The 20,508-nt window shown below is 46.2% G+C and carries 11 protein-coding genes; 7 read left to right on the top strand and 4 right to left on the bottom strand.

The features are described from left to right. The first annotated feature begins 358 nt into the window (after nt 1-358). The 4 genes from ABW391_RS08570 (at nt 359) to ABW391_RS08585 (ending at nt 8,344) form a co-directional block, all read left to right on the top strand. Complete coding sequence (locus ABW391_RS08570) at nt 359-4,384, top strand: tetratricopeptide repeat protein (protein ID WP_353481435.1); 4,026 nt, start codon at nt 359-361, stop codon at nt 4,382-4,384. A gap of 28 nt (nt 4,385-4,412) precedes the next feature. Further along, entirely contained in the window at nt 4,413-7,124 is a 2,712-nt protein-coding gene (locus tag ABW391_RS08575; protein WP_353481436.1) for a CHAT domain-containing protein, read from the top strand. Between the two features lie 72 nt (nt 7,125-7,196). Beyond that, nucleotides 7,197-8,003 carry a type II toxin-antitoxin system antitoxin SocA domain-containing protein gene (locus ABW391_RS08580; RefSeq protein WP_353481437.1) on the top strand — a complete coding sequence of 269 codons (807 nt, stop codon included), beginning with the start codon at nt 7,197-7,199 and terminating at the stop codon, nt 8,001-8,003. After that, on the top strand, nt 8,000-8,344 hold the full coding sequence (locus ABW391_RS08585; RefSeq protein ID WP_353481438.1) for a hypothetical protein: 345 nt from the start codon (nt 8,000-8,002) through the stop codon (nt 8,342-8,344). The genes ABW391_RS08580 and ABW391_RS08585 overlap by 4 nt, the downstream gene beginning before the upstream one ends. An 8-nt stretch (nt 8,345-8,352) precedes the next feature. Here ABW391_RS08585 and ABW391_RS08590 read toward each other — a convergent pair whose 3' ends face one another. Further along, on the bottom strand, nt 8,353-11,274 hold the full coding sequence (locus tag ABW391_RS08590; protein ID WP_353481439.1) for an FAD-binding and (Fe-S)-binding domain-containing protein: 2,922 nt from the start codon (nt 11,272-11,274) through the stop codon (nt 8,353-8,355). 303 nt (nt 11,275-11,577) lie between these two features. On the opposite strand from ABW391_RS08590, the gene ABW391_RS08595 reads away from it, so the two are divergent. After that, nucleotides 11,578-12,909, top strand: coding sequence for a DUF2252 domain-containing protein (locus tag ABW391_RS08595; protein ID WP_353481440.1), 1,332 nt, complete (start codon nt 11,578-11,580; stop codon nt 12,907-12,909). A 201-nt stretch (nt 12,910-13,110) separates the two neighbouring features. Then, complete coding sequence (locus ABW391_RS08600) at nt 13,111-14,469, top strand: FAD-binding protein (protein WP_353481441.1); 1,359 nt, start codon at nt 13,111-13,113, stop codon at nt 14,467-14,469. An 8-nt stretch (nt 14,470-14,477) separates the two neighbouring features. On the opposite strand, the gene ABW391_RS08605 is transcribed toward ABW391_RS08600, so the two are convergent. Beyond that, on the bottom strand, nt 14,478-15,128 hold the full coding sequence (locus tag ABW391_RS08605; protein WP_353481442.1) for an OmpA family protein: 651 nt from the start codon (nt 15,126-15,128) through the stop codon (nt 14,478-14,480). Between the two features lie 233 nt (nt 15,129-15,361). On the opposite strand from ABW391_RS08605, the gene uvrA reads away from it, so the two are divergent. Next, nucleotides 15,362-18,208 carry an excinuclease ABC subunit UvrA gene (gene uvrA, locus ABW391_RS08610; protein WP_353481443.1) on the top strand — a complete coding sequence of 949 codons (2,847 nt, stop codon included), beginning with the start codon at nt 15,362-15,364 and terminating at the stop codon, nt 18,206-18,208. Nucleotides 18,209-18,229: 21 nt separating this feature from the next. Here uvrA and ABW391_RS08615 read toward each other — a convergent pair whose 3' ends face one another. Both ABW391_RS08615 and ABW391_RS08620 read right to left on the bottom strand, forming a co-directional pair. After that, nucleotides 18,230-19,294, bottom strand: a complete 1,065-nt coding sequence (locus ABW391_RS08615; protein ID WP_353481444.1) for a phosphotransferase enzyme family protein — start codon at nt 19,292-19,294, stop codon at nt 18,230-18,232. Nucleotides 19,295-19,336: 42 nt separating this feature from the next. Next, a complete protein-coding gene (locus ABW391_RS08620; RefSeq protein ID WP_353481445.1) occupies nt 19,337-20,251 on the bottom strand; it encodes a nucleotidyltransferase family protein in 915 nt (304 codons plus the stop codon). Nucleotides 20,252-20,508 lie beyond the last annotated feature (257 nt).

Here is a 20,508-nt window from a genome sequence, read left to right on the forward strand (position 1 = left end):
TAAACTCCTAATTATTGAAGAACTTTTTTTGAGTTTCTTTTTAGCCGATCTGCTGACTCGTCATCTCCCTCAATCCTCTTTCTTCTTTTGCCTTGCTTTCAAAGCGGAGTGTAAAGGTAGTATTCTACTGCTTACAATTCAAAGCTTTTATTAAAAAAATATGCATAATTGTAAATTTGGTAGGTTACTACTATTATGGTGTAAGCGAGATTGTTTACTTCATCTTATTCAATCGAAGATACAAATCACCGATATTTTCAAAAATCTTATTAACTTGCCAAGCTAGAAGATACCAATCAGAAGGAGATGGATCAAGCGTATTTCCATTTTCTTTTAAAACACCATAGGTCAGAAAACTGTGAGACATCTCATTCCACATTTCATCCAGGAGCAATTTGATCAGCGAAATTTGCACAATTCGTTGCAAGCATACGTCATGTTTGTGGACTTGTCTGGATTCACACCTCTCACAGAAACCCTGATGGGCAAAGGAGGAAGGGGTGCAGAAGAGTTATCGCTGATTCTTAAAGAGATTTTTGAGCCTTTGGTGGAAGTCGTTTATACCCACGGTGGGTTCATCCCTTACTATGCTGGCGATGCATTTACCGCGATTTTCCCGCAAAGTGAGGAAATTGGGGTGGATGTCTTTATGGATGCAGCCCTATCGGTAAGGGATCTTTTTAAACTGCGGTCAAACAAATTTGGTGCATTTAAAATTGGGGTAAAGATTGGCCTGTCTTACGGTACGGTAGAATGGGGCATCGTTGGTCGCTATCACCGGGCTTTTTATTTTCGGGGAGATCCCGTCCAACAGGCGGGCATTTGTCAGGATTTAGCCAAAAATCACTCCTCTTCTATCGCTTTGGATGGAGTACTATTGTCGCAATTGCCGCCCAATATCGATGTAATTCCTGTAGGAGATAACTTTTTTTGCTTGGGTCCTCATGTCACCGTACAACCGGTTAACCTGACATTTAAGGAACTTCCAAAATTGCGCCGAGATGTTTTGGAGTTGTTTTTGCCACCAGAGATTATTGATTACAATCAGGTAGGAGAGTTTCGAACGGTGATTTCTGTTTTTATTGCATTTGAAGGAGTACCCAATCATACCTTGCTCAACAAGTTTGCCGGAGTTGTCATTGAGCAGATCAACAATTTCAGTGGTTATTTCAAAGAAATTGATTTTGGAGACAAAGGAGGCGTAATGACCTGTTTTTTTGGGGCACCTGTCTCTTTTGAAAACAACATCGACCGCGCACTGGAATTCATCCATGCATTGAATCAGGAGTTGTACGAATTGCGTGCTCAATACGGGGTGCAATTCAAAGCCGCTGCAACTGAAGGCACCGCTTACACCGGTCTAATCGGTGGACGAGAGCGCTTGCAGTACGCAGCGGTGGGCAATCGGGTCAATTTGGCTGCGCGCATCATGGCTCATGCCGAATGGGAAGAAGTATTGGTTGACGGCGAAATTCAAAAAAGCCGTTACTTCAGTTTCCAGCACCGTGGGGATATTCAATACAAAGGAGTAAAAGGAGACATACCTACTTATGTACTGATTGGGCGAAATGAAAGTCGCCAACAAGTATACAACGATAACATGGTTGGTCGGGATGCGGAAATGTTTCAGCTTATTGATTTCACCACACCATTATTGGATGTACTCCCTACGGGTATAGCCTACGTTTTTGGCGAAGCCGGGATTGGAAAAAGTCGCTTGAGTTATGAATTGAAAGAGTCTTTGATGGCTGATCAAAAAGTACAATGGTACTCTTGTCCAGCGGATCAAATTTTGCGCAAGCCCTTCAATCCCTTCGTGTATTTTTTAAAGAATTACTTCGATCAGTCGCTTGAAAAAAATACGGCACGCAACCTTCAGCGGTTTGAGGCCCGCTTTCAACAATTACTCGACAAGCTACATGGCATATCTGATGCGCAGGCTTTGCGCGACGATCTGATCCGTACCAAATCTGTTTTGGCAGCACAGGTCGGCATAGTTTATTTCGATTCTTTGTGGGAACAACTGGACGCTCGAGGGCGCTACCAGAATACCATTCAATCCATCATTGATTTGTTTTTGGCCGAATCACTGATTCGACCACTCACCATAGAACTGGAAGACGGCCACTGGATTGACGAAAACTCTCAGGAATTGCTCGTCGAATTGGTGCGTTACCTGAAGCGTTATCCCATCTTCTTGCTCATCACTTCCCGCTATGGAGAAGAAGGACAGCGGCCACAGATTTTGGATCCTTTGCTATTGGAAACCCACCAGGTACGCGGGCCATTGGAAATAGACCTCAACGTGCTGCAACCTGAAGCCGTACGCCAGTTTGCAGAGATTAAACTACAAGGCCCTATTTCTAATACCTTTTTTGTGCTTTTGCAGCGTGCGGCCAACAGCAACCCTTTTTACCTGGAACAACTGTTGGAATATTTTTCGGAGCAAATGCTGCTCAAAAAAGTGGATGGCTTATGGAACCTGACCGACGAAAACATTCAGTTGTCGAGTTCTATCAACTCTATTCTCACCGCCCGCATCGACCGCTTGCCTTCTTTGGTCAAAGAAACGGTTAAAGCTGCAGCAGTGATTGGCCGCGAGTTTGAACTACCAGTGCTAACCGAAGTGATGAAATACAATGAGGAATTTTCCAGGAGCAACCAGAATGTAGAATTGCTGACCGAGCAAATCGGTGTAGCTGAAAAAGTGCAAATCTGGCGGGCAATGAACGAGTTGCGGTACATTTTCCGCCACTCCTTGCTGCGTGAAGCGGCTTACAGCATGCAGTTGCGCGCCAGGCTTCAGCAGTTGCACCGCTTGATTGCGGAAGCCATTGAGCGCCTTTATGCCGATCACATCGAAGAACGGTTTGTGGATTTGGCCTTCCATTATGAGCAGGCAGGGGTATTTGACAAAACCTGTGCTTACCTGCGCAAAGCAGGCGACTTCGCCCGGCGCAACTTCCAAAACCAACAGGCACTGGAATTGTACGAAAAACTACTCCAGTTGCTGGGCAGCAACCAGGACATTGCCAGTCAAATCAAAACATTGCTCAAAAAGGGCAAAATACAGGAACTGATTGGCAAATGGGACGAATGCGAGGAGAGCTACAAACTCGCATTGGATCTAGCCAAACAGCACCGCGATGTGGTTTTGCTGGGTCGTGCCCACAACAGCATGGGTAGAGTAGTCATGCTGCGCGGTGATTATACCGAAGCGATGCGTTATTACCAAAAATCGGTATTGCTTTTCGAATCCGTAGACGACAAGTTTGGCTTTGCGGAAGTGTATGGCAACTTGGGAAATCTGTATTTTCGACAAGGAAAATACGAAGAAGCCAAAAAACATTTCCAAAGTGCACTAGCCATCGGCCAGGAAATACGGGGATATGTTGTAGATTCTCAAATTGTAGCCAACCTGGGACTCACCTACATGAACCAAGGGAATTACGACGAGGGCATCCGCCAACAACAAGAACAATTGGCCTATTGCCAAGCCCACAACGACAAACCGGGCATGGCCACTATTCATACTTACATTGGCATTGTATTGCAAGAAAAAGGAGATTACCAGGAGGCTTTGTTTCACTTTCAGGCAGGGTTGGATCTGGCCAACGAATTGGGAAACAAACACCTCACAGCGGTAGCCATTGGCAACATCGGCCTCATCTACGAGCGACAGGGCAAGTACAATGATGCAATGGAGCTGTACGTAAAAGACCTTGAACTCACCGAAGAACTGGGCGACAAACAAGGTCAATCCATCGCCCTCGGCTTCATTGGTCAATTGCTCAATATTCAGGGGGATTTCCACAAGGCAATCGAATACATGCAAAAAGCTTTGATGCTGTGTGAAGAGTTGGGATATCAAAAAGGACTGGCTAAAGCCGTCAACACCTTGGGCGATATTTTTTACAACCTTCAGCAATATCCACGTTCCTTGCATTTTTACAATCGTGCCATCGACATCACCCGTGCTATTGGCAACAAGTTGGTACTGGGATTGAGTTTGGCAGAAAAAGGTACGGTTTTACTGGAAACCGGGGAACACGCCGAGTTGGATAAAGCTTGCAATGAAGCCCAACAGTTGGCGCGAGATCTGGATCACCCCGATTTGTATTTTGAGGGCGCCCTGCTCAACGCCAAACGGCTGAATCTATATGGTCAAGCCTCGGAAGCAGAGCAGGTACTGCAAACTGTGCTGAAACGTACGTTGAGTCCTGATCAGCAGGCAGCGGCATACTTTGAACTTCATCGTTTGGATGCCCAAAATGCTGAGCTGACTCGCAATGCGTTGGATTTGTACACCCAATTGGTTGCAAAAACACCAAAGTTTATCTACCAATCGAGAAAAGAGGCGCTGGAGAAAGCCTTAGTAGAATAAAAAGTACACCATATTCAAGTCCACAATCTTGTTTTTCAATCGCTTTTTGCTTTTGTTGGCTTTGTTGACCTTTTCCTGTTTTGCTTTTTCGCAGCAGGATTCGCTCGTCCATTTTCGTTCCCGCAATCAACTGGCCAATTACCTCCGCTTCAACTGGGATCGGCAAAACGCCCTCGAAGATCCCAATCAGGCTTTAGTCATTCTGGATCAAAGCATCAAAAAACTTTGGCGTACACCCAAAAATGCCCTTGAAGCAGAAGAACTACTTTGGGCTCAACTCAGTCGGGCCGATTATCTTTTCCAATTGGGCAAAGTACTGGAATCGGTGCAAGCGTATGAAGAAGCCTTGCGTTGGCACAAACGCTATCATTTTCCAGAGATGGTGGAGTACTTGTACAAACCCCTCATTGCCCATTACACCCGCTTGGGTGAAAACGAAAAAGCCCGCGTACTTTACGATCAAGCACTGAAAGAAGCAGGCCAGGAAAGTTTGCCCGGATTGTACAACAACCTGGGCGTTACGTACTGGAACGAAAGCCGCAACGCTGAAGCTTTAATTTATTTTGCCAAAGGACTCCAGATTGAGGGGCTTTCGCCTGCAAAAAAAGGCTTGCTTTGCTTGAGTGAAGCGCGCAGCAGATTCGAATTGGGGCAAAGTTCTCGAGCTTCCGAAGTATTGAAAAAAGCCTTGCACACCCTCGAATCGATTCCTCAAAAAGACCAGGACATTCTGGATTATCTGGCGGGAGCATATACTTTGCAGGGAGCAATGTACCGTCAAAGTGGCGCGTACGCTTTGGCTGAGAAAGCACTCACCCGTGCATTGCAGCTTGCCCGTAAAGTGTACGGCACTCAGCACCGCGAATACGGCAAAATCAACCTGGAATACGCCAATGTGTTTTTGCAAAAAGGACAAGCGGAACAAGCAATACACTTTTTTGATGCCGCTTTAACTGCAGTGATTCCACTCTACAAGCCCATTTCACCCACTTCTTTGCCCGAGGGAAAACACCTTTATGAAGAAAATACCCTCTACGAAGCCCTGGCAGGCAAGGCAGAAGCACTCGCCCTTTTATACAAAAAGAACCATTCGCTGCATTACCTGGAGGTAGCGTTCCACTGTCACCAATTGGCCCAACAAGTAGAACTCTCGCTGCGCAATACCTTGCAATTTGAATCCTCCAAACTCAGTTTGCTCGCCTACAGCCGCAAGCGGATGGAATCCGCCATTGCCATTGCCTTTGACCTATACACCCAAACCAACCACACGCGCATTTTGCAGAATGCCTGGACGATGCTTGAACAAAACAAAGCAGCCGTACTCCTCGAAGCCGTGCAAGAAAACCGCATCAAACAAGCCCTGAATACCGGTGATACCTTGCTGCTGAAAGAGATTAGATTTAAAAAGCAAATTGCCTGGTTTGAAAATGCTGCGCTCAGCGCCGACAACAATTCTCTCAATAAAAACTACCTGCGTCAGGCCAATCAAATTCGCGATGCATTGGCGGATGTAAAAAAACAGTTGACCAAAAAATACCCGGCTTATGCCCATTACAAAGATCAATTGGCGGCACTTGACTTTGATAAAATCCGTAGCCGCTTGTTGGATCAACAAGAAGGAATGGTTCTGGAATTTTTTGTGGGAGCGGATCAAACCTACCTTTTTGGCATGTCTGAGGCAGGGCAATTCAGTTGGGTAAAAATTGGTTCATCCAAAACCTTGCATGCAGAGGTAGGGCAAGTTCTACGTTTGATCCAGGATAAAACGGGCTACGACGTGCAACATTACCAGCAAATTGCGTGGCAACTTTTCTCCAAATTGGTGCCCAAAAGGTTGATTCCCTCCTCCTGTACATCCATAGTTTTGATTCCCGATGCCTGGTTGAGCGCGTTGCCTTTTGAAGCGTTGGTATCATCAGAAAAAACCGTGGCAAGGTGGTCGCAAGTTCCGTTTTGGTGCCGTCAAGTACAAGTACAATATGGCTATTCGCTGGGGATTCTAATGTCTCAGCAAGATTTGCAAACCCCGAAAAAGGCCTGCTTGCTGGCCTTTGCACCAGAGTTTGTTCAAAACGAAAGGGGCTTAACACCTTTGCGCAACAGCAAAATTGAAGTTGAACAAATCAAGGGAATCACGAAACGAGTATTTTTTAATTCGGATGCCAGCTGGCAATATTTTGCCGAAAATGCGCCAAAATACAGCATCCTGCATTTGGCGACCCATGCCTCGGCAGATACTCTGCGCAACACTGCCGGAATAGAATTTTACGAGCGTCGGGCTTCATTGTCCGATATTTATGCATTGTCCTTGCAAGCCGACCTGGTTTGTCTGAGTGCCTGTCAAAGTGGATTGGGCGAATGGCGAGAGGGTGAAGGCGTGATGAGTTTAGCACGGGCTTTTGCCTACGCTGGCACCAAGGGACTGGTGGCTACTTTATGGTCGGTCAACGAAGCAGCAAGTTCAACGCTCTTTGATTCTTTTTATGCCCATTTGCGCAGCGGACAACGCAAATCGGTAGCACTCAACCAGGCAAAAATCGATTATTTGGACAATCCAGATATTCCGGTTTTCCATAAAGCACCTTATTACTGGGCCGCATTGACTTACATTGGAGAAGACAGTGCCATTGCAATGCAGGCACCTTTTCCCGTGGCTTGGGTGCTGGGGGGAATCGCATTGCTGGGCTTGGTACTTTACATTTATTTAAAAAAAGGTAAGCTTATTGGTTTTTGGTTTTAATTTAAATCAACCTCTTGTTTTATAATCAAACAATCATTAAATTTACAGCCAAATCTCTTAACTGAAATTCACATGGCAATTCAACTCATTTCCCGCAAACAAATTGGTATTCGCATCGGTGAGTTGCGTAAGGGGAAAGGCTTGTCTCAAGCAGATTTAGCTCAAAAAATAGAAATATCCAGACCATCTTTAGCCCAAATTGAACTCGGAAATCGAAGTTTGGATGTATTGGAACTACAAAAACTATCTATAGCACTGGGCTTTTCTTTGGATAATTTTTTATCTGAAGATTTTTCTACGAGCCAAGTAATGCAACCTACAGGCAACGTTCAATCCATTGAATCAGCTGAGCGCATTTCTACCCCTTCATTACAACTGGATAAATTCAAAAACGTCTTGCTTTACATTTTAGAAAAATGTGCTGGTAAGCCCAATGTTGGAGAAAGTAGCTTGATTCATTTGCTCTATTTTTCAGATTTCAATTGCTATGAATTGTATGAAGAGCAACTAACCGGAGCCCAATATTTCAAGTTGCCTCATGGTCCATCTCCTAAAGGTTTTGAAAACATTGCTCTACAATTAGTAGAAAATCAGTACATACAAAGAATGAAAACCGATTACGGTGGCCAAATGCAAATGAGGTATTTGCCGCTAATAAAGGCTGATTTACAGTTTTTAAAAGCAAGTGAAAAAGAAATAATCGATAAAGTTATTGACCAAATGAGCGACTGGTCGGTCTCTTCCATCAGAAATTACACTAAAAAAGACATGCCTATGATGGCAACAAAGGACGGAGAAGAAATCAGTTATGAATTGGTTTTTTATCGAGACACACCTTATTCCGTAAGAAACTACAACGAAGAAATAGATGCCCTATGAATTTTGATGAACTCCCAGATTTCGAACGAGATTTAAAAAGTCTATTGAAAAAATACCGCACGCTCTATGATGATTTAGAGATAGTGAAGCGCGTTTTGGAAGTAGAACCCAACGAAAGGCCACCTTTTAGCTACAGAATTGATGGCCTTGGGTTAGAGACTTGCCTGATCAAAGTAAAAAAAATGGCGTGTAAAGCACTGAAAGGCAAAGGTGTGAATTCAGGCCTTCGTTTGATCTATGCCTACTTCGAAGAAGAAAAAAGTATTGTTTTTGTGGAACTGTACCACAAAAATGAAAAAGACAACGAAGACAGACAAAGGATTAAAGACAATTTCAAATGAATAGCCGATCACCCCAACGCCGCGAACAGCACTTCTGCTGGATGCAAAGCCTTTTTCCCGGTTCCATCTAGAATCTGATGCCGACAACTTGTGCCCGGAGCTGCAATGATCTCGTCTGTAGCTGCTGAACGGACTGCGGGGAAGAGTACCAGTTCTCCCACTTGCATGCTCACTTCATAATGTTCCTTTTCGTAGCCAAATGAGCCCGCCATACCACAGCAGCCAGAAGGAATCAGCTCCACGCTATAATTGCGGGGCAAAGCCAAAATCTGTGCGGTTGCTTCTGCACCAACAATTGCTTTTTGGTGGCAATGGCCGTGTACTTTTATTTTTTGAGGTGCAGCGGTAAAATCGTCAGCGCTAATGCGGCCAGCCTGGGCCTCCTGTAACAAAAACGACTCCAACACCATCGCATGTTGGCCCAATGCGGTAGCTGCGGCAATCCGGTGGGGCGCAACCAAGCGGGGAAACTCATCTCTAAATCCCAAAATAGCCGACGGTTCGACGCCAATCAGCGGTGTATCCTCGCTGAGTAAATCTTTGAAAAAAACCAAATTGGCATTGGCCAAAGTGCGGGCTTCGCGCAGCATTCCTTTGGAAAAATAGGCCCTGCCACTGTCGGGATGTTGGGGCATTTCAACCTGATAGCCCAATCGCAACAACAATTTGATGGCCATTTGGCCGATGGCCGGATCGTTGTAATTCGTAAACTCGTCGCAGTAAAAATAAACCTTGCCCTTTGGTTTTCCCGTTACAGCAATTGTTTTGCCTTCCCGGTTCCACCAATTGCGCAAACTACGGGCTACCGGTGGCAAAGAACGTTGAGGCGCCACACCTAAAATCTTTTTGATCAATCCACCCGTTATTCTGCTGCCCAACACGGCATTGCTCAAGCCAGGTAGCATTGCCGCTAGCTTATTGATTTTTCCAATGTTTCCAAAAACTCTACTGCGAAAGGGCGTGCCATTGGTCAATTGGTATTGGTACAAAAATTCCGCTTTGAGCAGCGCCATGTCTACATTAGAGGGGCATTCTGATTTGCAACCTTTGCAAGACAAACACAAATCCATGGCCTCATAAATCTCGGAATGATCAAAAGGATTGGATTTGGTATTCATTGTCAAAAACTCTTTCAAGGCATTTGCCCTGGCACGAGTGGTATCTTTTTCATCGCGGGTGGCCATGTAACTGGGGCACATGGTACCCCCAGAAAAAGCCAACTTGCGGCAATCGCCCGAGCCATTGCATTTCTCGATGGCCTCCATCAAACTTCCAGCTTCTGAATAGTCAAAAACAGTAGAAATGGGTTTCTCTGGCGGTTCGTTATCGTGGCGCAAAGAAGTGTTCATGGGCGGTGCATCCACAATTTTTCCTGGGTTGAAAATGCACCCTGGATCCCAGGTCTGTTTGATGCGGCGCAGGATTTGGTAATTTTTTTCACCCAGCATCAAGGGGATAAATTCTCCGCGTACCCGACCATCGCCATGTTCGCCACTGAGCGAGCCGCGGTATTTTTTCACCAGCCGAGCAGATGCTTCGGCAATGGCGCGCATTTCGGCTACGCCTTCAGCAGTTTTGAGGTTGACGGAAGGGCGCAAATGCAATTCTCCCGCGCCAGCATGGGCATAGTAAACCACTTTTTGGTCAAATTGCTTCATGATTTCCGCAAACTCTTCGATGTAAGCGGGCAAATCTGCCAAGTCTACGGCGGTATCTTCAACAAACTCGATGGCCTTTTTTTCCCCTTTCATATTGGACAAAACCCCAAAACCTGCAGCGCGAAGCGCCCAAACGCTTTTGCTCTCTGGTGCATAAATTTTTGGAAAGTGGTATCCCAAGCCCTGTTGTTGCATGTCCAGAATCATGGCATTGGCTTTGACTTCAGCTTCTGCCAGGGTTTTACCCCTAAATTCGATCATGAGTACTGCATCAGGATCGCCCTGGATAAAAAAGCGGTTTTTTTGTTGCTCGATGTTGTCTTTGGTGCAATCCAGAATGGTTTTGTCCATCAGCTCGCATGCAGATGGCCAATGTGCCATGGCCACCAGGGTAGCGCGCATGCTCTCGTGCAGGCTGTGGTAGTGGGGTGCGACTACCACTTCAAATGGATCGGGCAATGGATCGAGTTGCAACTTGATTTCGGTCACCAAAGCTAGGGTTCCTTCTGAGCCACAAATCATGGTGGCAAAATTGAAGGGCTTGCCATCGGGATCGAAGGGCTGTTGTTTCAGCAAAAGATCGATGGCATAACCTGTATTGCGACGGTGAATACTGGGTTTGGGATATTGGGCATGAATTTCCGCTTGTACATCTGCCGGGCTCAGTTCCTCCACAATTTGACGGTAAATTTGTCCTTCTAGTGTATCCAGTTTCAGTTTTGCCTCCAGCTCGGCAGCACTTAGCGGTCCAAAAACCACTTCTGATCCATCGCTGAGCACACCATGCAATTCCATTACGTGATCGCGGGTAGAGCCGTATACGATGGAGGTGGTTCCACAAGAGTTATTGCCTACCATACCTCCCAGCATGCAACGGTTGGCGGTAGAGGTGTTGGGCCCAAAAAAGAGGCCGAAAGTCTGTAAGTACCTATTGAGTTCATCCCGAATTACTCCAGGCTGTAGGCGTACCCATAGTTCGGCTTGATTGACTTCCAAAATTTGTGTAAAGTGCTTCGATACATCGACAACGATTCCTTCCCCTACACATTGCCCCGCCAATGATGTGCCCGCAGTACGTGGAATGAGCGAGGTGTGGTGTTTGTGGGCAAATGCAATCAGCTTTTTCAGATCTGCTATCGAACGGGGCAACGCCACGCCCATTGGATAAGCTTTATAAATAGAGCCATCAGTTGCGTAAAGTGTGCGGTGCAGGTTGTCGTAGTGCAACTCTCCTTCTATTTGGCCGGAGAGTTGGGCTAGTGCTTGGTACATGAAATTGGTTTGTAGAGGGGTAAGATAAGGGAAAATGAGGGATTTTGCCTGGTGATTTTGGGCAATTAATTTGGCTTTCGGGAATTCTTCAAATTCAGTACAAAGAAAAAAACAAATAAACAAAACTCAAATTCATCCCTTCAATTTTCTTAAAACTCAACATAGTTGTTAATTTTGTGATGTGGGTAACTTTGTTGTAAATTAACTGCAAAAATTGCTTACTATCAGAAAATTACCACCCACTTCCTTCTCCCAGAAATCATGCCATTGCACACATAAACAAGACAAATTCATATTCTAAGCATGGAAAATCCAGCCACACCTTCGACACCAGTCTTACTTACGGAAAGACAAGCCTTCATCATCCAATCATTTACCGACAATTATTCCGACCTCCTCGCCCTTGATCCTTCGGCCTGGCGGGGCAAATTCCGGAAAATGTCAGAAACGCCTTTCGCTTTCTACCGCGGCAGCGCCGCTTTGTTTTACGCGGATATTTCTCAGGACAATGACCCGTTTTTGAACGAAAAAACCAGTCGGGTCTGGATTCAGGGCGATTTGCACGCTCAGAATTTTGGTACGTACATGAACGGAAAGGGCATTTTGATTTTTGACGTCAATGATTTTGACGAAGCTTACCTTGCTCCTTTCAACTGGGACGTAAAGCGTTTCTGCGCCAGTTTGGCACTAATTGGTTACCAAAAAGCTTTGAGCGATGCCGAAATCCGCGAAATTGTGGCCCATGGCGCCCGCAGTTATGCGCGCCAGATTGCACGTTTTGCCTCAGGCGATGACAAAAACTTTGCCTTAAAGCTGGAAAACACCAAAGGTGCACTTCTACAGGTATTGTACAAGGCTCGGCAACTCACCCGTGTTGGACTATTGGACATGGAAACCGACATCGTGGAAGGTGACCGCCAGTTCAAATCAGACAAGATGATCTCTCCGATTAAGGACGAAGCCTTGCGCAAAAAAATCGAGGCGGCCTTATTGGAGTATTACAATACGATCCCCAATCGCAAGCGTCGATCTAAAATAACCTACGAAATCAAGGACATCGCCTTGCGCCGTGGTTTGGGCATCGGCAGTGCAGGTTTGAAGATATACAGCATTCTGTTGGAAGGAGAAACCCAGGCACTCGAAAACGATTTGATCATTTCGATGAAAATGGCCATGCCTTCGGCTGCCTCCAAATACGTACACGATGAGGAAGCCAAAAATTATTTCCTCAGCGAAGGCCACCGAACTTCTGTTTCTCAACGCGCCTTACAGGCCAACGCCGATCCTTTCCTGGGGTACACTTCTCTGGATGGCCAAAGCATGTTTGTAACGGAAATTTCTCCTTACACCGCTGATTTAGACTGGGGCGACATCAATGATCTGGACGATATCTTGGAAGTAGTGGAATACCTGGGTAGCTGTGTAGCCAAAATCCATTGCTGCTCAGATGACGACAGCGATCAAACCCTGATCGACTACTCTACCGAAGAAGCGATCAACGAGGTTTTGGATGGCAAAGAGGCCGAGTACGTGCAGTACATGACCGAATTCGGGGAGCAATACGCAGCCAAAGTGCGTGAAGATCACCGTTTGTTTGTTGATGCATTCCGAAATCATCTGTTTCCTGGAGTATAACAAGTGCAACAACTTTTAACAACGGCGGGTAAATTGAACGATTTATTCGCCGTTGTTTGTTTGAGCAAAATTGTCTTTACCGTTTGCCAATTTTTTCTTACAATTGTAAGAGCATGTCTAAATATTTCTGTTTTAAGCGAAAATATTTAGACATGCTCTTGTGCATCAATCGCACTTTTTCAATCTGCTATCAAACAAACAATGAAACGAAAAACATTCCTTAAAACCTCTTCCATTGTGGTGGCAGGAAGCTTATTGTCACCACTTAGCTCTTGCAAACCCAACAAAACAACAGAAAAAATCATGCGCAGCAACTGGGCAGGCAACTACCAATACAAAGCGACCAACCTACACGAACCCAAAACGGTAAAAGAAATCCAAGCCTTGGTCAAAACCCTGGATCGGCAAAAAGCCTTGGGTTCTTGTCATTGTTTCAACAACATTGCCGACAGCCCACAAAACCAGATTTCTACCCAAAACCTCAACAAACTCTTGTCGATTGACGAAAAAGCACAAACCGTGACCGTAGAAGCGGGTGCACGATATGGTCAATTTGCCGAGGAACTGGATAAAAAAGGCTACGCGTTGCACAACCTGGCTTCATTGCCTCACATTTCGGTTGCGGGTGCTTGCTCCACTGCTACGCATGGATCGGGGGTAAGCAATGGCAATCTTGCCACGGCAGTAGCTGCGCTAGAACTGGTCAAACCGAATGGAGACCTTGTGGCCTTGAGCCGCGCCAAGGATGGCGCGGCATTCAATGGTGCGATAGTTGGGTTAGGGGCCTTGGGTATCATTACCAAAGTGACCCTGGACATTCAGCCTACCTATATGGTGCGTCAGGATCTTTTTCAGGATTTACCATTGCAGGCGCTGCAAGACAATTTTGAAGCCATCATGTCCAGTGGATACAGCGTCAGTTTGTTTACGGATTGGCAAAATCAGGTCATCAGCCAGGTATGGGTAAAACGCAAAGTGGAACCCACTACTCAAGACTTGGGCAATGATTTTTATGGGGCAAAAGCAGCTACCAAAAACCTGCACCCGATCACCCGCCTTTCTGCCGAAAATTGCACCGATCAAATGGGCGAGCCCGGCCCCTGGTATGAGCGGCTTCCACACTTCAAAATGGGTTTTACGCCCAGTAGCGGCAAAGAATTACAATCAGAATTTTTTGTGCCTCGCGAGAATGCCGTTGACGCGATTCTGGCACTGGAAAAAAAAGGACATTTGATCTATCCGCAATTGATGATCAGCGAAATTCGCACCATCGCTGCAGACAATTTCTGGATGAGTCCTTGCTATCAAAGGGATTCTGTAGCCATCCATTTTACCTGGAAACAAAATATCCCTGAGGTCACCAAATTGTTGCCGATGATCGAAGCTGAACTGGCACCTTTTCAGGCACGTCCACACTGGGGAAAACTGTTTACCATTGCTCCAGACATCCTTCATTCCCGTTATGAAAAATGGGCGGATTTCTTGCAGTTGGTCAAAACCTACGATCCAGAGGGAAAATTGCGCAACGCGTATTTAGATTTGAACATTTACAAATCATGATTAAGTATTTACTTCAAGAAGGTTAATTCTACTCGTTCGTTGGCCAATCGGCCTTCGGGCATTGCGCTATCGGCTACGGGGAGGTCGTCTCCGTAGCCGGTGGCCTTCATACGCGCCGGATCGATGCCCATTTTGACCAAGGTTTCCAGGATTGCCGTTGCCCGATCCTGAGAAAGAGTGAGGTGCAAAATTGGATCTCCAACTCCTTGGGTATGGGCAGCAATCTCAAATCTGAAGGCTGGAAAAGCCTGCATAATTTTCGTCATCTGGCTCAATTCCGTCTGCATCGCAGGCAGTACTTGGGATTTGTCTTTTTCAAAATTGAGGGTTTTAAATAAAAATACTTCCATTCGAAGTTTTTTACCCGCACGAATGGCCTGATACAATCTGTCTGGTGCCGAACCTGGATCAAATTTCAAAAACGCCAAACTATCCAGCGTTTTGATGGTTTTCTCTTCGACGCGATTTTCTTCTGCTTCAGCGATGGCCTTGGTTTCATTCACCATGGCTTCGATGGCGGTAAGGGGATCTTCTTCTACTTTGGCATTTTCTTTTGCGGTGGGGTTCTGGCAAGCAGTCATCACCAGCAAGATGCCGCCAAGGGTTACCGAAAATTGGATGCACTGAGGCAAAAACAACTTAAATTGACGCTTTGTCATATCAGGATACTTTGTTGACAATTAAGAAACGTTTTTTTTGAGCAAAGTAATTTTTTATGTCATACTTAGTGAGCAAAAAATTTAAACAAACATCTATTTAAAATCATTCTCTTTTAAAAAGAAATGATTTAAGTTTTATTTTTGCACTTTAAGTTTTACGGTTGCTTCGGCTACGCTCAGCAACCTTAGGCTCAGCAACCTTAGAACTTAAAACCCCAAAACTCAAAAATGGCATGTCAAATCAAACCAACGGAATAGACCATCAGGAATACATTGAAGTGATTGGAGCCCGCGAGCACAACCTCAAGGACATCGATGTGCGCATTCCCCGCAACAAGCTGGTGGTAATTACCGGCATCAGCGGCAGCGGCAAGTCTTCTCTTGCTTTTGACACCATTTACGCAGAGGGGCAACGGCGCTATATGGAAACCCTTTCCGCGTATGCCCGTCAATTTATTGGGGAAATGGAACGCCCAGATGTAGAACGCATCAATGGCTTGAGTCCGGTTATTTCCATCGAACAAAAAACTACAGGCCGCAACCCGCGCTCAACGGTAGGTACCATCACTGAAATTTACGATTTTTTGCGTTTGTTGTATGCCCGAATTGGTGAGGCTTATTCTTATGCTTCTGGCAAAAAAATGGAGCGCTTCAGCGAGGAGCAAATGCGCGAGCGCCTGCTGGTCGATTATGCCAATAAAAAAGTATCCCTGTTGGCCCCCATGGTGCGGGGGCGCAAAGGACATTACCGCGAGTTGTTTGAGCAAGTTCGCAAGCAAGGATTCACCAAAATCCGGGTGGATGGCGAAATTTTGGACGTAGTGCCCGATATGCAGGCCGACCGCTATAAAGTCCACGACATAGAGGTTGTGGTGGATCGAATCAGCATCAATCCCCAAAATCCGGGGCGCTTGTTTGAATCGCTGGCTTCTTCTCTCAAAATTGGCAATGGCGTAGTGATGATCCTGGACATGGACACCCAACGGATGACGACCTACAGCAAACACTTGTTCGATTTTGATTCGGGGGTCTCATACGAAGAGCCTTCTCCCAATACGTTTTCTTTCAACTCTCCCTACGGCGCCTGCCCAACCTGCAATGGCCTGGGATTTGTGAATCAGGTGGATGTAGACAAAGTCATTCCCGATCCAAGCAAAAGTATCAGCGATGGAGGTTTTGCGCCCTTGGGCGAATTGCGCGAAAACCTGTCTTTCAAACAACTTAAAATCATCGCCAAAGAATTCAAATTCGCACTGACTACGCCGATCAAAGACATTCCCCAAGCAGCCATGGACATCATTTTGCACGGGGGGGGCAAAAACCTGGCGATAAAACTGGGGGCAGGAAACGATGAAGATGCGATTTACAACCTGGCGCATGAGGGCCTGCTCAAAATGATGGGCCGCTGGTACGATGAAACAACCTCCGAAAAAATGCGGCTTTGGGCCGAAGAATTCATGACCATCAATGAATGCCCGGAATGTCACGGATTTCGCTTGCGCAAAGAATCCTTGCACTATCGGGTACACGACCGACACATCGGTGAGTTGGCCAGTATGGACATTGCCGAGTTGGTCACCTGGATGGACGGACTCAACGTTTTTCTCAACGACCGGCAGCAGGTCATTGCCAAAGATGTACTCAAGGAAATCAGCCTGCGCCTGGGCTTTTTGATGCACGTGGGGCTGGAATACCTTACGTTGAATCGCGCTTCTCGTACCCTTTCGGGTGGAGAATCTCAACGCATTCGTCTGGCCACTCAAATTGGTTCGCAACTCACCGGGGTTACCTACATCCTGGACGAACCGAGCATTGGACTGCACCAACGCGACAACCAAAAGCTCATCGAAGCCCTGCAACAATTGAGCAGTATTGGCAATACCGTATTGGTTGTTGAGCACGACAAAGACATCATGATGGCTTCCGATTACCTGCTCGATTTGGGGCCTGGGGCCGGCAAACACGGTGGAGAATTGGTTGCCGAAGGCAAGCCACATACTTTTTTGAAAAAACATACCCTCACCTCGGAATACCTCAGCAACCGGCGCAGCATCGAGGTGCCCAAAAAACGCCGTGAGGGAACCGGGCAGGTACTGGAATTGATCGGAGCAAAAGGCAACAACCTGAAAAACGTGTCGATCAGCATTCCCCTGGGCACATTTTCCTGTGTAACGGGGGTTTCGGGCAGCGGAAAATCAACCTTGATCAACGAGACCTTATACCCCATTTTGAGGCAGTACATCTACAAGAGCCTCAAGCCTCCGATGCCTTACCAAGAAATCAAGGGCCTGGAATATTTGGACAAAGTCATTGAAATTGATCAATCGCCAATTGGACGCACGCCGCGCTCCAATCCGGCTACCTATACTGGTTTATTCACCGACATCCGCAATATTTTTGCGGGATTGCCGGAGGCCAAAATACGCGGCTACAAACCCGGTCGCTTTTCTTTCAACGTCAAAGGGGGGCGCTGCGAAGTGTGCGAAGGTTCGGGCATGCGGGTGATAGAAATGAATTTTTTGCCCGATGTATACGTCCACTGCGAAAATTGCCTGGGACGGCGCTACAACCGCGAAACCCTCGAAGTGCTATACAAAGGCAAATCCATCAACGATGTGCTGGACATGCCCGTAAGTGAAGGGGTTGAATTTTTTAAAAATATTCCAAAAATCTACCGCAAACTCAAAACCCTGGAGGAAGTAGGCTTGGGGTACATCACTCTGGGCCAGCAAGCAACTACCCTTTCAGGTGGTGAGGCCCAGCGGGTAAAATTGGCGGAAGAATTGTCCAAACGCGATACAGGCCGCACCATCTATATCCTGGACGAACCCACTACGGGGCTACATTTTGAAGACATCCGGCATTTGCTGGAGGTACTCAACAAGTTGGTCGAACGGGGAAATACCGTACTCGTCATCGAGCACAATATGGACGTGATCAAAGTAGCAGATTACGTGATCGACATGGGCTTGGAAGGTGGCCAAAGAGGTGGAGATGTGGTGTGTACAGGTACGCCTGAGCAAATTGCCAAGCACAAAAAAAGCCACACCGGGCGGTTTTTGAAATTGGAGTTGAAGTAATCCGTCAAAAAACTATACTTTTCAATGTGCCCCCAAGCTGAGGTATTGGGTAAGAATGCGCTGTAAATCTGACTCTTGCGCTTGGATAGATTGGTAAAGTGCCATTTGGTTTCGCGCCCGCACAAGGTTGTGTTCGGGGTAACGCACCTTGTAATATTGATCGCCATTGAGGTAATCGCCCAAAAAGCGCATCATTTGTTCCAAAATGATCCAAAATGCCCCCTGCAATAAATTATCCCTTTCCACAGGAGTAAGTGCAGCTTGAATGGTTGGCACAAAACCCTGAACCAGCCCTTTGAACAAAGGCATTTCCAGATGGACTTTGCTGGTATCGGGTTCGTCTTCTGAAAAACTGGGGGTCATGCTGCGCACCATATCTCCAAAATCCGACAGAAAACTTCCGGCCTGGATGGTATCCCAATCGATGAGTGCTACCGCCTCACCGCTGTGTTGGTCAAAGAGCACATTGGCAATCTTGGGATCGTTGTGTACAACGCGCAAAGGCAAGCCCAAATGCTGGATTTTTTCAAAAACCCTGGCTTCGCGTTTTACAAATTCAACTTCGGCCTGAACGTCCGACAATCGAGCTGCCAAATTGTGTTGCACTGCACTTAAAAAATGCTGGTAGCGACTAAGGCTATCGTGAAAACCCGGCAAGGCATCTTGTACCTCTTGTGGATCGAGATCTGACAATCCACACAAAAAAGTGCCAACTGCACTCCCTGCCTGGCGTGCCTGAGCAGGGGTTTCGGCACGTTCGATGGCTATGGTATTCGCTAAATATTCCACAGCTCTCCAACAATGGCCTTCTTCATCAAACAAATATCCTTGTCCATCGATGCCTGGAAAAAGATTGGGCAAATGGAGCTTGAGGTCTTTGCTGCGCAAATGCGACAAAACCACCCGGTAATTGTGCATGATGCGCTCAGGATATGGAAAAACCGTTGAATTGATGCGCTGTAAAACTACCTTTTCTCCCTCCGCTGAAGTCCCCAACCAGGTATCGTTGATGTTGCCATTGCCCAGAGGGCTGAGTTGTAAATCTTCAGGAAATTCAAAATAGGAAAAAACGGTAGCTGATGGCATGGAGGTATTGGTTAGTAGGCAAAAGACTGAATGAGTACAAAATTAGTTGGCAAGCCCTGTCCACAAATCTTGTGGATACCGGCCTTCGGCAATGAATTGCTCAAAAGCACGGGTCACCGTTGCGCGGTCTTCCTGGTAGGTTACACCGTACCACAAGTCCTGACTCGGCAACAAAGTAACTTTCACTCCCTGGTGGTTCATCATGTTGTTGACCGCGGTAGGGATGTAAAATTCGGCTTTGGGATTGCTCCAGTTGTCTTGCACAAACTGCACAAAATCTTGCCGAAGTGACTCAAAAACATTGGCATGAAAACCCCAAAAATTCATGGATACATAGGTTTCGTCTGGCAAAGCAACTTTTTGTCCCTGGTCTTCGAAGCAGATGCGTTGGTCTTCTTCCCGATTGATTTTGGTGCGTTCGGTTACACTTAGTAATGTGAATTGGACATCCACTTCACAAACACCGCGAGAAACGAAACCATTTTCCGAGAGGGTATTGGCCAAAACATAACCGATCATGCAAAAATGCTGAGGCGTACAATCGGATTGTAAAAAACGCGCCATAGAACGAAATCCATCTACGCCATAATAGTCATCGGCATTGATGACCGCGAATGGTTCCTTGATGGCTTGATAAGCAACCAGAATGGCATGACCAGTGCCCCAAGGTTTTTCGCGGTGTGGAAAAGCTGAAACGCCTTCAATGGGGGTATAAAACCCCTGGTATACAAAGTCGACTTCAACATATTGGGACAACTTATTCCCAATTTTTTCCATAAAAGCAGCTTCGATCTCCTTGCGGATCACGAATACCACTTTTCCAAAACCGGCCTGAATGGCGTCATAAATGGAGTATTCCAATAAGATTTCGCCGTTTGGGCCTACACCATCAATTTGCTTCAAGCCACCGTAGCGACTGCCCATGCCTGCGGCCAGTATTAAAAGTGTCGGTTTCATGCTAGCTGTTGGTTTCCATAAATTTCTTTATGGGTTTCGTTTTGGAATGGGATAAAATTAGTGTTTTTTATTATAACATAAAAAAATTAGTATAACGCGAAAAATCACTTACCACTGTCGTGACTGATAAGGATAACGAATATGGTATTGTTCTTTCACCATTTTGAGTAATTTTTCCCTCAATTCATCTACTCCTTCTCGGCTCAAAGCTGAAAGCAACACATTGTCATGTGCAAACAGGTGCTTGAGGTTGCCCC

The sequence above is a fragment of the Haliscomenobacter sp. genome, from assembly GCF_040403615.1.
Lineage (GTDB): Bacteria > Bacteroidota > Bacteroidia > Chitinophagales > Saprospiraceae > Haliscomenobacter.